This window comes from Streptomyces sp. B1866 (assembly GCF_031932565.1).
Taxonomy (GTDB): Bacteria; Actinomycetota; Actinomycetes; order Streptomycetales; family Streptomycetaceae; genus Streptomyces.
The window spans coordinates 1-13,476 of record NZ_JAVSCF010000179.1; the positions used below are offsets into that span (position 1 = coordinate 1).

The window sequence follows — 13,476 nt, forward strand, 5'->3', positions numbered from 1 at the left end:
CGCGCGGGCGCCGCGGCCGGCGACCAGCACCGGGCGGCGCGCCCCGGCCAGCAGCCCGGCGAGCGCGTCCACGTCCGGGCGGGCGGGCGCGGGGGCCAGCGGCGGCCGGGGCACCGGAACCTCGCCGTCGCCGCCGACCGCGTCCTGGACGTCCAGCGGCAGGTTCAGCAGGACCGGGACGCGGCGGGTGACGGCCGTGCGGTAGGCGAGGACGACGTCGCGGACCGCGCTGCCCGCGGTGACCCGCAGGGACACGGCGCCGACCGACTCCACCAGCCGGTCCTGGGCGATCCGGAAGGCGGAGCGGCGGGCCGCGGCGGGCACCTCGGCGGCCAGGACGACCATCGGCGTGCCGCTCTTGGCGGCCTCCCCGATGCCGGTGACCGCGTTGGTCAGCCCGCAACCCTGGTGCACCGTCAGGACCGGCACGCTGCCGGACAGCTGGGCGTAGGCGTCGGCCATGGCGGCCGCGCCGCCCTCGTGCCGGGCCGCCGCGTACCGCACGCCCCGCTCGACGAGCCCGCGCGTGACCGCGTAGTTGCCGCTGCCGACCACGCCGAACGCCTGGCGCACGCCCAGGTCGGCCAGGGTCTGCGCGACCCGCTCGTGGACCAGCACGTCAGCCCCCGGCGGCGGTGCCGGTGTCGACCAGTCCCAGCACGCGCGCGGGGGCGCCGGAGCCGTCCACGATGGGCAGCGGCGCGGCGACCAGGGCGGCGCCGCGGGGCGGCAGCGCGTCGAGGTTGCGCAGCTGGGTGAGGCCGTAGGTGCCCGCTCCGAGCAGGAAGTGGTGGCAGGGGAAGGGCGGGGAGAAGGCGTGGGCCGCCCCGGCGTCGGTCCCGACGGTCTCCACGCCCAGGCCGGTCACGCGCGGGTCGGCGGCCAGCCACCGCGCGCACTCCGCCGACACCCCCGGCGTCACCGGCCCGGCCCCGGTCACGTTCAGGAACGCCTCGGGATCGTCGCCGCGGGCCGACCAGCCGGTGCGCAGCAGCACCCAGCACCCGTGCGGCAGCGGCCCGTGCGCCCGCTCCCAGGCGATCACGTCCGCCACGGTGAGCAGGTAGCCGGGATCCTCGGCCACGCGCACGGCGACGTCCACGACGCAGGCGGAGCCGACGAGCCGGGGCGGCGGGATGCGGGAGACGTCCTCGCCGTCGCGGCCGGTGACCCAGTGCACGGGCGCGTCGAGGTGGGTGCCGGTGTGCTCGCCGCAGGTGAAGTCGTTCCAGTACCAGGCCGGTCCGCGCGCGTCGTAGCGGCTGATCTCCGCCCGGCTGAAGGGGACGGTGCCGGCGTACGGCTCGGGTAGGCGGATGACGGGCGTGCGCTCCGACAGCGGCGCGGTCAGGTCCACGACGCGGACCCGGCCCGCGGACAGGGCCGCCAGCAGGGCGGCGACGGGCGGGGCGGAACCGGCGGGCGGGGCGGCGCGCCGTTCGTCGCTGTCGGAGGTCACGCCCCTCACGATACGGACATATCAGGCACCCGCCGTGGCGGCGGCGCCGGAATGTCGCACCCGCCGCTCCCCCGGCCGGGACCGTCCGCCGGAGTTCTGGTCGCGGACGGCGACGGGCGCTCGCTGTAGGAGACACTGGGCTGGCGACGCACGCGCCCGTGGCCGCGTGCGCCCACCGGCCGTAGGACACCGCCGGGCGCCACCCCGCCCGTACACTCCGCGCGCCCGCGGCCGACGCCCGTCCCCGAGCGACCGAGGAGCCCGTATGACCAGCAGGATCGCGCAGCCCCGGGAGATGTACGTCGGCGGGGGCGCCGTCGAGCGCGTCGCCGACGCCGTGACCGCCCTCGGGGTCGGCCGCCCGCTGCTGGTCACCGACCCGTACCTGCACTCCACCGGCCAGGCCGACCGGATACTCGGCCTGCTGTCCGGCGCCGGCCTGGCCCCCGGGCTGTTCGCCGAGACGGTGCCCGACCCCACCACGGACTGCCTCGACGCGGCGCTGGCGGCGCTGAAGGGGCACGGGGCGGACTGCGTCGTCGGGTTCGGCGGCGGGAGTCCGATGGACAGCGCGAAGGCCGTCGCCCTGCTGGCCGCGCAGGGCGGCCACATGAGCCGGTACAAGGCGCCGCGGCTGAACACCGGCCCGGCCCTGCCGGTCGTCGCCGTGCCCACCACGGCGGGCAGCGGCTCGGAGGCCACGCAGTTCACCGTCGTCACCGACAGCGCGACCGACGAGAAGATGCTGTGCGCAGGGCCGGCGTTCCTGCCCGTGGCCGCGGTCGTCGACTACGAGCTGACCCTGTCGATGCCGCCCCGGCTGACCGCCGACACCGGCGTCGACGCCCTGACCCACGCCGTCGAGGCGTACGTGAGCCGGAAGGCCAACCCCTTCACCGACGGCCTGTGCCTGCTCGCCGTCTCCGCCGTCGGCCGCTTCCTGCGCCGCGCGGTCGCCGACGGCGCGGACCGCGAGGCGCGCGAGGCCATGACGCTCGCCGCGACCCGCGCCGGGATCGCCTTCTCCAACTCCAGCGTGGCGCTGGTGCACGGCATGAGCCGCCCCATCGGAGCGCACTTCAACGTCGCCCACGGCCTGTCCAACGCGATGCTGTTCCCGGCCGTCACCGCCTTCTCCGTACGGGCCGCCGAGGCGCGGTACGCCGCCTGCGCGCGGGCGCTGGGCGTGGCCGGGGACGCCCGGCCGGACGCGGCCGCGGCCGACGACCTCGTGGAGGCACTGCGGCGGCTGTGCGCGGACCTCGACGTGCCGACGCCGCGGCGGTACGGCATCGAGGAGTCCGCGTGGACGCGGGCCATACCGCTGATGGCCCGTCAGGCGCTCGCGTCCGGCTCGCCGGCCAACAACCCGCGCGTGCCGGACGCGGCCGAGATCGAGGAGCTGTACGCGCGGATCTACCGCTGACCTGCCGCCGGCCCGGTGGGAGCCGGCATCAGGCCGGCAGCGGCCGAGGAGCCGTCAGGACGGCGGAACCGCCGGGCCGCCGTCCTCGCCGGACCCGCCCAGGGCGGCCCGCGCCGCCTCGGTGAACAGCGCCCTGGCCCGCTCGACGTCGTCGGCGCGCCCGTCGCCGCGCAGGGCGTCGAGCACCTGCCGCGCCGCCCGCGCGACATCGGCCGGGCCCTCCAGGAGCACGGCCGCGAACGCCTGGTGCGCGGCCCGCCGGTCGGCCGCCTGGCCGTCGCCGCTGCGCCGGGCCAGCGCGACGGCCTCCACGGCGTGCAGGAACTGCACGTAGGTCTGCCGGCGCAGGTCCAGCAGCCGCACCGCGCGCTGGTCGGCGAGCGTCGCGCGGAGCGTGCCCAGCAGCGCGTCCGCCTGCCGGTCGGCCGCGTACCGCGCCGCCTCCGCCTGCCGCACGCCCGCGGCGCGGCCGTACCACCCGCCGATCGCGCTGGCCAGCAGTGCCGAACCCGCGGCGATCAGGGCGATCCCCCAGTCACTCATGAGGCACATTCTCCTCTCGGGTACGTCGGCTGCCTCGGGCCGGTGCGCGCCGCGTGGCGGGTACGATCGGCGCATGCCGCAGGACGTCCCCAGGAAACCCTCTCTGATCTGCGGAAACGCGCTTCCTGGCCAGTCGGCGCCCGGTAAGATGGACTCTTCGGGCGACGGGCGACGGGCGACGGGCGACGGGCGACGGGCCGTGCTGTTCGCCGCCCGTTCGGCGAACGCGCTGCACCGACTCCTCGACGTCCTCCCGGTGTTCGCCGGGGACGAGCGCGTCAGCAGGCTGTTCACGCTCGTGCCCGGCTCGGACTTCGGCGTCGAGGCGCTGGCCGCCGTCGAGCGGGCCAGGGCGCACACCATCCCGTGGGCCGAGGCGTGCCAAGGCTCGTACGACCTGGTGATCGCCGCCAGCCCCAAGGGTGAGCTGTGGTCGCTGCGCGGCCCGCGCGTGCTGCTGCCGCACGGCGCGGGCTTCGGCAAGTCCCTGCCCGGCGAGGGCGCCCACGACTCCGCCTCCGGACTCGACCCCGCCTTCCTGGTGCGGGACGGCGAGACGCTGGCGTCCTTCCACGCGCTGTCCCACCCCAGCCAGTTGACCCGGCTGGCAGCGGCCAGCCCGCGGGCGGCGGCCCGCGCGGGGGTCGTCGGCGACCCTGCCCTGGAACGGATCCTCGCCTCGGTCGGGCGGCGCGAGGAGTACCGGCGCGCGCTCGGCACGGGCGCCCGGACTCTGGTGGTCCTCGTCTCCACCTGGGGCCCGGAGTGCCTGCTGCGCCGCCGCCCCGGCCTGCCCGCCGAGCTGGCGGCCCGGCTGCCGTACGACGCGTACCAACTGGGCCTGATCCTGCACCCCAACGAGCGCGCGCACATCGGGCATCTGGACCTGGCCGAGCAGCTCGCCCCCGCCCTCGACGCCGGGCTGGTGCTGGCCGGGCCGTACGAGGAGTGGTGCGCGCTGCTGATAGCCGCCGACGCCGTGGTCACCGACCACGGGTCGGCGGCGCTGTACGCCGCGGCCCTGGACCGCCCGGTCGTCGCCGCGTACGACGGCGGCGCGGAGCTGATCCCCGGCAGCCCCATGGCCCGCCTGCTGGCGCGCGGCCCGCGCCTGGACGCCCCCGGCGGCCTTGAGGCGGCCCTCGGCGCCCACCGGCCGGGCGCCACGCGCGCCGTCGCGGCGGCCGCCTTCGCCGAGCAGGGGCGCGCGCTGGAGCGGTTGCAGGAGGAGCTGTACGGACTCCTCGGCCTCACGCCGCGGTCCCCGGCCAGGGCCCGGATACTGCCGTCCCCGCCGCCGCCCGACCGCACCCCCGCCGCCTTCGCCGTACGTGCGGAGACCGACGGCGACGAGGTACGCGTCGAGCGGTTCCCGGCCCACACCGGCACGCCCGGCCACCACCTGGCCGCCGAGCACGGGACGGCCACCGAGCGGCACGCGCTGAGCGCCGGGCTGCTCTACCGCCGCGCCCGCCCGCCGCTGGCGGCGCCGCACGGCGCGGCCTGGACGGCGGGCGCCTGGACCGAGCACGTCCTCGCCCGCTACCCCGGCTGCCGCGCCGCGGCGGCCGTGCTGGAGGACGGCCGCTGCCTGGTGCGCACCCGGTCCGGTGACCTGCTGGCGGTGCGGTTGGGGCCCGCCCAGGACGGCGGGCTCGTGGTGACCGCCGACCCGGCGGCCGTGCTCAGCGCCGTGCACGCGCGGCTGGCGGCCCGGTCCGGCGCGCCCGGGTCCGTCCGCTGCCTGGTCGGGGGCCGCGCGTTCACCGTGCGCCTGTCCCCCGCCACCGCCGCGGACACCGAGTGCCTGCTCTAGCTCTAGGACCGCACCAGGCCGCCGTTGCGCACGCGGATGGCGCGGGCGGCCGCCCGGTGCCCGGCGGCCTCGGGCTCGTTCCCCGTCTGGTCGGCCAGGGCCGCGAGCGCGTCGAGGACGCGCGCCTCGTCGTACTCGCTGCCCCGGTCCCGGGCGCCGGCCAGCGCCGCCTCGTACAGCACGCGGGCCTCGCCGGGCCGCCCGAGCCGCAGCAGCACGCCGCCCAGAGCGAAGCCCGTACGGGCGCTCATGCGTGCGCGCCGCTGCTCCACGGCCGCGGCGTGCGCCTGCTCCAGCAGCCCGGCGGCCTCGCGCAGGTCGCCCAGAGCGGCCATGGCCTCCCCGAGGCGGTAGGTCTGGAGCATGACGCCGTAGGCGTTGCCGATCTCGCGGTGCACCTCGCGGGCGCCCGCGAAGGCGGCCGCCGCGGCGGCCCAGTCGCCGCGCGCCGAGTGCAGCATGCCGTGAAACTCCCGCACCGAGGCCCCGAGCTTGCGGTCGCCCGCCGCGTCGCCGAGGGCCGACGTCGCGGCCAGCGCCTGCTCCGTCTCGCCCGCCGCCTCCGCGAAAAGCTGCTGCTCCCACAGCGGGCGGGCCAGCTGGCAGCGCATGCGGATCAGGGCGCGTACGTCTCCGGCGCGCTGCGCGGCGGCCACCGCGGTGCGGAACGCCTCGGTGACGTCCGGGTAGTCGGGGTGGTCCAGGTAGTGGGTCCACAGCGGCTCGCACAGCGCCCACGCCTCGGCGTCGAGCCCGTGCCCGTAGGCCAGGCGCACGCACGCGTACAGCGCGTGCCGCTCGGCGTCCAGCCAGCGCGCCGCCCGCCGGGCCCGGCGGGCGTCCTCGTCCTCGCCCAGCACGTCCTCGAACGGCACGTCCTCGAACGGCACGTCAGGGGCGCCGGGCTGGGCCGGCTCCGGGGCGGCCAGGACCATGCGCCGGCCCGCCGCGACGGCGTCGGCCCGCTGGGCCTGCCGCAGGTACCAGCGCACGATCCGGCGCAGCGCCGCGTCCGCCTCCCGCCCGTCGGCGTCGGTACGCGCGCGGCGGCGGGCGTGCGCGCGCAGCAGCTCGGACAGCCGTACCCGCTCGTCCCGCGCGTCCAGCAGCCCGGCCGCCGTCAGTTCCTCCAGCGCCCCGTCGGCGGCGTCGCGGCCGCGGCCGAGGAGCGCCGCGGCGGCCTCCGCGGAGCAGGAGCCGCCGGGTGCGTCGGCGAGCAGCCGGTAGAGCAGGGCCGCGTCGGGGCTCAGCTCCCGGTAGGCCGCGTCCCAGACCCGTTCGACCTCGGGCAGGCCCCGCTCGCGCATCTCGGCGGTCAGCTCGGCGAGCAGGCGGGACAGCGGCCTGCGGCTGTGCCTGCGCATCCACCGGGCGGCGACGTACAGCGCGGGAGGCAGCCCGGAGCACAGGCGCAGCAGGCCGTCGGCCGCCTCGGGTTCGGCGGCCAGCCGCGGGTCGTCCGGGGCCGCGACGCGCCGCAGCAGTTCCCTGGCGTACCGCTCCGGCAGCGGGTCCACGGGGACCTCGACGTCCACGCGGCCGTCCATGTCGTACAGCGGCCCGTGGCTGGTGACGATCAGCAGGCTGCCGCCCGACGCGGGCAGCAGCGGCACCACCTCGGCTCCGTAGCGCGCGTTGTCCACGATCACGACGAGCCGCGCGCCGCGCGTGCGGTCCCAGTACTGGCGGCACAGGTCCGCGTACGACCGCTCCAGCCACTCCGGCGTGACGTCGAGGAAACGCAGCAGCGCGCCCACGGCGTCGGCCATGTCCACCGCGCCGTCCCGCCGCAGGGTGTCCAGGTCGACGTACAGGACGCCGTCGGGGTAGTCGTCCTCCAGGGCCCGGGCCAGGTCGAAGGCCAGCTCGGTCTTGCCGCAGCCGCCCAGGCCGCTCAGGGCCGCGCACAGCGGCCGGGACCCCTCGTCCCACCGCGCGACGGCGCCTAACACGCGCGCCCGTTCGCCCTCCCTGTCCACGAAATGCGGGATCGCGGGAGGAACCTGATACGCCATCCGGGCCGACTCCGATGTCTCGCCACCAGTCCCGACGGACGCGGGGACAAGGGCAACGGCCCCCTTCGGCGACCGCGTGTCAACCCGTCGCCCGCCCCCGCGGCGTCCTCGGCCCAACTCTATGCGGAAGGGCACTGCCGAACCAGCGGCCACACCGGGCACGCCGGGCGGCGGGGCGCAGGGCCGCCCCGCCGCCGCGGGCGGTCAGCTCTTCGGGAACTTCCAGACGAAGGGCTCGCCGCCGATCTCGGTCCACTGGATCTCCAGCGACGTGGCGTTCTCGGGGACGAAGTAGGTGGTGCACAGCACGTAGCTCTGGCCGGGCCGCCAGTTCTTGACGTCGTTGGAGTCCGTGCAGCCGGCCGGCTCGTCCACGACCCCGATGAGCTTGGCTCCGCGCCGGCCGTCGGCGTACACGTATGCGTAGTCGCCGACCCGCGGGTACTTCTCCACGGCCGGACCGGACTTGTGCGTGTACGTCACGTACGCGACGGCGGGCACCATGCCGGCCGCGCGGGCGGGGTTGGAGACCATCTTCTCGGCCTCGGCGTGCGTGCCGAGCACGATCTTCTGTGCCGCGATCTCGTACGTGGGCGTCACCCCGTCCCGCTCCTCGAACGCCCGGACGCCCGCCTGACCGGGCTTCAGCTGACCTCCGGCCGTCGAACCGGCACCCTGCGCCGGGTCCTGCTCCGCGCTCTGCGCCGTGGACGGGGTGGGCGCGGGGGTGGTGCCCGGCGGCGCCCCGGCCGAGGTGGCGGACGCGGACGCGCCGGGCGGGGACGCGCCGTCGGAGTCGTCGTCGGAACCGCAGGCGGTGAGCGGCAGCGCCAGGACGACGGCGGCCGCGGCGGCGCGCGGCCACGTGTGCTTGGTGAGGTGCAAGTGGGATCAGACCTTCGGACTTCTGGGATGGCTCTCGGGAAAACGTCTGCTACGGCGGCAAGACGGAACGCCGGCGATCGGCCGCGGCCCGTTGCGGGGTGCGCGTTCCCGTGTACGGATGCCCGCCGCGCCGACGGCGAGTGCCGCGCTGTCGATCAGCGCTTCGCGGCAGGCTTCATTGTGTCGGCCGGGGGCGGGCACGTCGTTGGCCCACAGTCCACGGTTTCTTGACGGTGGGTCCACTCGGCCGGGCCGCCGCGCTCCGGTCGGGGCGGCCGGTCCTGGCGCGGCCGGTCCCGGCGCGGCGCGAGGCGGCGGGATGCGGGGCGGCGGGGCGCGGGCGCGCCGAAGGGCCCGGGATCCGCCCCCCCAACGCGGATCCCGGGCCCTGCTCCGAGCGGGTCAGGCCGACATGGCGGCCACGGCGGCCGTGGTGCTGCCCGCGGCCGCGTCCCGGCGGCGGCGTACGAGCGCGCGGCCGCCCCTGCCGGGGGCGAAGGTGACCCCGCGCGAGTGCCAGCGCTCGTCCGGCTCGGCCGTCGGGGCGAGGTCGAACTCCCGCAGCAGCGTGCGCAGGACGACGTTCATCTCCATGTTGGCGAACGCCGCGCCGATGCACCGGCGGGCGCCGCCGCCGAACGGTATCCACGAGTACGTGTCCGGGTGGGCGCCGACGAACCGGTCGGGGTCGAACGCGGCGGCGTTCGGGAAGAGGCCGCCGTCCTCGTGGGTGAGGTCGATGCTGGCGAGGACGGCGTAGCCCTGGGGGATGACCCACTCGCCCAGCGCCATGGTGGGCGCGACGACCCGGCGGCTGGTCAGGTCGACGACGGGGCGGGTGCGCTGCACCTCGTAGACCGTGGCCTGGCGCAGCTCCGACCCGCCCGCGTCGGCTTCCGCGACCAGCCTGCGCAGCAGCGCCGGGTGCCGGCGCAGCCGCTCCACCGCCCAGCCGAGCGTCGTGGCGGTGGTCTCGTGGCCGGCGGCCAGCAGGGTCAGCAGCTGGTCGGAGATCTGCTGGCGGGACATTCCCGAGCCGTCCTCGTAGCGGGCGCGCAGCAGCAGCGCGAGCACGTCGGCGCGCTCCTCCAGCGCCGGGTCGGCCAGGGCGCGGTCGATGAGGGAGTCGATGTGCACGTCGATCCGGCGGCGCCTGGCGCGGAAGCGGCTCCAGGGGCTGAGCGGGCCGAGCTTCCACTGCGGGATGGGCAGCACGGCCAGCCGGGAGCCGAGCAGGACGAACGGGGGCAGCTCCTCGCGCAGGGCCTGGAACTCGGCGCCCTCCGCGCCGAAGACGGCGCGCAGGATCGCGTTGAGCGTGATGCGCATCATCGGTTCGAGGGTCGGGAACTCCTCGCCCTCGGGCCAGGAGGCCATCTCCCGGAGGGTCTCCTCCTCGATGATGGCCTCGTACTCCTTCATGCGTTTGCCGTGGAAGGGCGGCACGAGCAGCTTCCGGTTCCGGCGGTGCTCGTCGCCGTCCATGCCGAACAGCGAGCCGTGCCCGAGCACCTCGGCCAGCTCCGGCTGGGAGCCGTTGGCCAGGTCGGTGCCGGCCATGAAGAGCTGCTTGAGGAGCGTGGGCTCGCTGACGACCACGCAGTGCCCGAACAGCGGCACGTTGACGGTGAAGGCGCTGCCGTGGCGGCGCCGCAGCCGCCGGATCGCCCGACGCCGGTCGACGATGAACGATACGCCCTGGAGCGCCCGGGGCAGCCGGGAGCCGGACGGGAGGCGCACGGCCTCGGTGTCCGCGGTGGTCGTCATGGTGGTCACGGCTCCTCTCGCCTTACCGGCCGAGCGCGGTACTCGCCAGTACCACCGTACGGTACGCCTGAGTACCGCCAACTACAAGACCTGTGCGCCACCTTGGATTCACCCGCGCCGCCGGCCACGGCCCGGACGACCCCGAGGACGCGGGGCGGCGGCCGCACCCCCGCACCCGGCGGCCGCCGCCCGGATCCCGCCCACGGCCCTCGCCGACCGCCCGTTCAGACGGGCTGCCCGGCCACCCCCGAGCGCCCCTCGGGGACGCCCACGACCAGCACGGCCACCCGCTCCCGGACGCCCTCGCCGAAGACCCCGGTCAGGGCGTCGGTGACGGCCTCGATCAGCCGGGCGGGGGCGTCGGGGACCTCCGGGAGGTTCAGCGCCCGCTCCCGCATGTTCAGGGTGACCACCGGCGCGTGGTCCGCGCCGGCCACCCCGCCCCGGCCCCACCGGCGCCGCGGGACGCCGAAGAGCTCGACCACGGCCGCGGCCCGCGCCCACTCGCCGTACACCGCGGCCATCGCGTCGGCCAGGGTGCGGATGAGCCGCGCTTCGGCCGTGCCGTCGAGCTCCTCCTCATGGAGGTGAACGGTGAGGTGTGGCATGACGGTTCCCGTCCTTCCGGCTCGCTACCATGGCGGCCATTCGCCTTTGCGAGCAAATCATCTTTGACTTCAAAGCTAAATGAGGGGTGTCCGCGATGTCAACGGAAGGACGGGGCCGGACGGCCGGGCCGGACGGGGCCGGGCCCGGCGTGGACGACGCCATCCGGGCGATGCTGCTGCTCATGCCCCGCGTGGTCGGCCGGGCCAAGCGCATTCCGGTGCCCGAGGAGCTGCGCTCGCTGGCCCTGGCGCCACGGCACCTGTCGCTGCTGTCCTGCCTGCTCTTCGACGGGCCGATGACCGTCAACGACCTGGCCGCCCGGCTGGAGGTCGCGCCGACCACCGTGAGCCTGATGGTCGGCGAGCTGAGCCGGAAGGGGGTCCTGGAGCGGCGCGAGGACGAGTCGGACCGGCGGCGGCGCGTCGTCAGCATCGCCGCCGACCGGCACCGGCCCATCTCCGACTGGCTGGCGCCCGGCGCGGCCGCCTGGCGCCGGGCGCTGGCCCCGCTGACGCCCGATCAGCGGCGGATGTTCGTCGGCACGCTGCGCGCGTACGAATCGGCGCTCGCCGAGGAGCGGGGCGCCTGACCTCCGCCCCGCCCGGCTGGTCCGCGACGGCTGCGGCCGACGGAGTACGCGCCCCGGGAGGGCGGCCGCGCCCGGGCGGGGCGGGACGTGGTCAGTGGCAGTGGCCGCGCCGGCCGAGGGTCTCCACGGGGGTCGCGCCGGGACGGGTCCACTGCGGTACGGGGCGGCTGGTCGGGCCCCAGGTGGCGGTCCCGTCCGCGTCCGAGCGCCAGAACCAGCACGGGACGCGTCCCTCGGGCCGGCCCTCGGGGTTGTCCTCCCACGCCTCGCCGCGGCCGTAGGGCGTCATGTCGAGCAGGCCGAGGGACCCGTTGACCCGCTCGGTGCCCCGGCCCGTCGTGGAGTAGGTGAGGAACACCCGGTCGCCGTCGCGCAGGAAGCAGGTGAGGTAACCCATGTCGCCGCCGACCGGCGCGGCCACGTCACGCACCGAGTACCAGGGCTGGGTGTAGCCCATGAACGCGACGTAGGAGGCCACCTCGTCCCAGCGGCCCGTGGTCAGGACGGCGAACGACACGCCGCGGGCGTTCAGGTACACGGCGTCCTTCAGGTGCCAGGCCACGGTGGTGCAGCCCTCGCACTGCCCCTGGTGCGGCGCGCCGTCGTGCCACATGTGCTGGTAGACCACGAGCTCGTCGCGGCCCTGGAACAGGTCCAGGAACGGCACCGGGCCGTCGGGTCCGACGACCTCCACCGTCCCGTCGAACTCCACCATCGGCAGCCGGCGGCGGGCCGCGGCGATGGCGTCGCCCTCGCGGGTGTGGGCCTTCTCGCGGACCAGCAGCTCGTCACGCGCGGCCTGCCAGGTGGCCAGGTCCACCACGGGCGGGCGGCCGGGCAGCGCGCTGGTCGGGTCCTGCGGGGTGGTCGTCATGGTGTCCTCCGCGGTGTCTCGTGCCGGGCAGCGTCGTACGACGTGCTACGGCGGTCACCAGAACAGACTCGCGACCCGGCCGGAACTCATCGCGGCGGCGACGCCCTCAGCCGAGCCGCGGCCGGTCGGCGCCGGGCAGGTCCGCCACCTCCCGCGCCCACCGCCGGACCAGCCGCTCCGGGTCCCCGGCGCGCGGATCGGCGAGCGCGGACAGCCGCGCCGTGCCGCGGTGGGTGCCCAGGATGCACAGGCACACGTGCCGGGGCGGCAGCCACGGGATGAACACGGCCTCCTCGATCCGCGCCCCCAGGGCGGTCAGCTGGGCGGGCACGCGCAGGTACGACGCGGCCATCGCCACCCGCGCGGGGTCGGCGGTCCGGGCCAGCAGCCGGGCCGCCACCGCCTCCGGGACGTGCTCGGTGAGCACCCGCAACCCGGCCCGGCGGCGGGCCAGCCGGCGCCTGTCGAGGGTCGCGCCGACGGCGAGCAGCCGGCCGGCGGGGTCCGGGTCCGCGCAGGGCAGGGGCACGCGCAGCATGGCGAACCGGTTGTCGCCGGGATTCAGGCAACCGGGCTCGCCGGGCCGCCGGAAATCCACCGGCATCAGCACGTAGGGGCCGCGCCGCAGGTAGGGGCGGACCGCGTGGCCGCCGGGGCCCCAGTCGCGCAGGGCGCCGGCCAGGGCGGCCAGGTACACGGCGTTGACGGTGGTGTCCGCGGCCCGCGCCGCGCCGCGCAGGAGGGCGAGGTCCACGGCGGCGTGCGCCAGTCGCGGACGCGGCCGCCCGGCGGGGTCGGGGAGCGGCCGCCGGACGGCGGGCACGAGGCTGCCGAGCATCTGGTCGCAGGCGGTCAGCACTCCGGCGGCCACGGCGGGGCCCGGCCACCTCCGCCCGGGCGGCACGGCGGGCCGACCGGGGTGCCGCGCGGGATGCAGCGGGCCCAGGAGCGCGTCCAGGGTGCACAGCACGGCGGTGCCGTCCTGGGCGCCGTGGTGGGTGAGGTAGGTCAGGGCCCACCCCGTGGCCCCGTCGCCGTGCAGCCACAGCCGCCAGCGCGGGGCCGCGTCCTCCGGGCGGCCGAGGAGGGCGTGGGCCGGGCGGGGCGCGGGGTCGGGTTCCGGCATCGGCAGGACGTGCCGGGCGACGTCCAGGTCCGGCACCGGTTCCCACCACGCGCGCCCGCCCGCCCACACGGGCCGGTGGGTCAGGACCGGGATGTCCGCGATCCGGTCGGCGACCCACGCGCGCAGGGTCTCCAGGCTCGGGGCCGGTCCGCGCATCCGCAGGAAGAGGCCCGTGTACACGTCGGCCGGGTCGGGGGCGGCGGTCTCCCGGCCGAGCATGGTCCCGGCCATGAAGGAGGCACGCAGGGCCCCGTCCGTAGGCGGCCGGGCGGCGTTCACGGCTCCGCCCGCCCGCCGCCGCGGTGCCCGGCCGTGGCGCCGTCCCGCGCGTGCCGCCGTCCGGCCCGCCGCCCGCCGCGTTGGCGCC

The 13,476-nt window shown here is 77.0% G+C and carries 12 protein-coding genes; 3 read left to right on the top strand and 9 right to left on the bottom strand.

All coding sequences use genetic code 11. The features are described 5' to 3' along the window. The coding region (locus RKE29_RS21145) for a thiamine pyrophosphate-binding protein (RefSeq protein WP_312007082.1) at nucleotides 1-618 on the bottom strand (618 nt) is incomplete at its 3' end. Nucleotide 619: 1 nt separating this feature from the next. Then, a complete protein-coding gene (locus tag RKE29_RS21150; protein WP_312007092.1) occupies nucleotides 620-1,393 on the bottom strand; it encodes a cyclase family protein in 774 nt (257 codons plus the stop codon). A 331-nt stretch (nucleotides 1,394-1,724) separates the two neighbouring features. On the opposite strand from RKE29_RS21150, the gene RKE29_RS21155 reads away from it, so the two are divergent. Then, nucleotides 1,725-2,885 (top strand): iron-containing alcohol dehydrogenase, encoded by a 1,161-nt coding sequence (locus RKE29_RS21155; RefSeq protein ID WP_312007083.1) that lies wholly within the window; start codon nucleotides 1,725-1,727, stop codon nucleotides 2,883-2,885. A gap of 54 nt (nucleotides 2,886-2,939) precedes the next feature. Here the strand turns inward: RKE29_RS21155 and RKE29_RS21160 are convergent, their stop codons facing one another. After that, a complete protein-coding gene (locus RKE29_RS21160) occupies nucleotides 2,940-3,428 on the bottom strand; it encodes a hypothetical protein (protein WP_312007084.1) in 489 nt (162 codons plus the stop codon). A gap of 148 nt (nucleotides 3,429-3,576) precedes the next feature. Here RKE29_RS21160 and RKE29_RS21165 point away from each other — a divergent pair, with 148 nt between their 5' ends. Next, nucleotides 3,577-5,244 carry a translation initiation factor 2 gene (locus tag RKE29_RS21165; RefSeq protein ID WP_312007093.1) on the top strand — a complete coding sequence of 556 codons (1,668 nt, stop codon included), beginning with the start codon at nucleotides 3,577-3,579 and terminating at the stop codon, nucleotides 5,242-5,244. Between the two features lie 2 nt (nucleotides 5,245-5,246). Here the strand turns inward: RKE29_RS21165 and RKE29_RS21170 are convergent, their stop codons facing one another. From RKE29_RS21170 to RKE29_RS21185, 4 genes are all read right to left on the bottom strand, one after another. After that, nucleotides 5,247-7,223, bottom strand: coding sequence for a hypothetical protein (locus RKE29_RS21170; RefSeq protein ID WP_312007085.1), 1,977 nt, complete (start codon nucleotides 7,221-7,223; stop codon nucleotides 5,247-5,249). 240 nt (nucleotides 7,224-7,463) lie between these two features. Then, nucleotides 7,464-8,144: a hypothetical protein gene (locus RKE29_RS21175; protein ID WP_312007086.1), complete on the bottom strand. Its 681-nt coding sequence runs from the start codon at nucleotides 8,142-8,144 to the stop codon at nucleotides 7,464-7,466. 402 nt (nucleotides 8,145-8,546) lie between these two features. Next, nucleotides 8,547-9,911 carry a cytochrome P450 gene (locus RKE29_RS21180; protein ID WP_312007087.1) on the bottom strand — a complete coding sequence of 455 codons (1,365 nt, stop codon included), beginning with the start codon at nucleotides 9,909-9,911 and terminating at the stop codon, nucleotides 8,547-8,549. Nucleotides 9,912-10,135: 224 nt separating this feature from the next. Next, nucleotides 10,136-10,519: a tautomerase family protein gene (locus RKE29_RS21185; protein ID WP_312007088.1), complete on the bottom strand. Its 384-nt coding sequence runs from the start codon at nucleotides 10,517-10,519 to the stop codon at nucleotides 10,136-10,138. Nucleotides 10,520-10,614: 95 nt separating this feature from the next. Between RKE29_RS21185 and RKE29_RS21190 the strand changes: the two genes are divergently transcribed. Next, nucleotides 10,615-11,109: a MarR family winged helix-turn-helix transcriptional regulator gene (locus tag RKE29_RS21190; RefSeq protein ID WP_312007089.1), complete on the top strand. Its 495-nt coding sequence runs from the start codon at nucleotides 10,615-10,617 to the stop codon at nucleotides 11,107-11,109. Between the two features lie 91 nt (nucleotides 11,110-11,200). On the opposite strand, the gene RKE29_RS21195 is transcribed toward RKE29_RS21190, so the two are convergent. Beyond that, on the bottom strand, nucleotides 11,201-11,983 hold the full coding sequence (locus RKE29_RS21195) for a DUF899 domain-containing protein (protein ID WP_312007090.1): 783 nt from the start codon (nucleotides 11,981-11,983) through the stop codon (nucleotides 11,201-11,203). Between the two features lie 106 nt (nucleotides 11,984-12,089). Beyond that, nucleotides 12,090-13,388, bottom strand: coding sequence for a WS/DGAT domain-containing protein (locus tag RKE29_RS21200; protein ID WP_312007091.1), 1,299 nt, complete (start codon nucleotides 13,386-13,388; stop codon nucleotides 12,090-12,092). Nucleotides 13,389-13,476 lie beyond the last annotated feature (88 nt).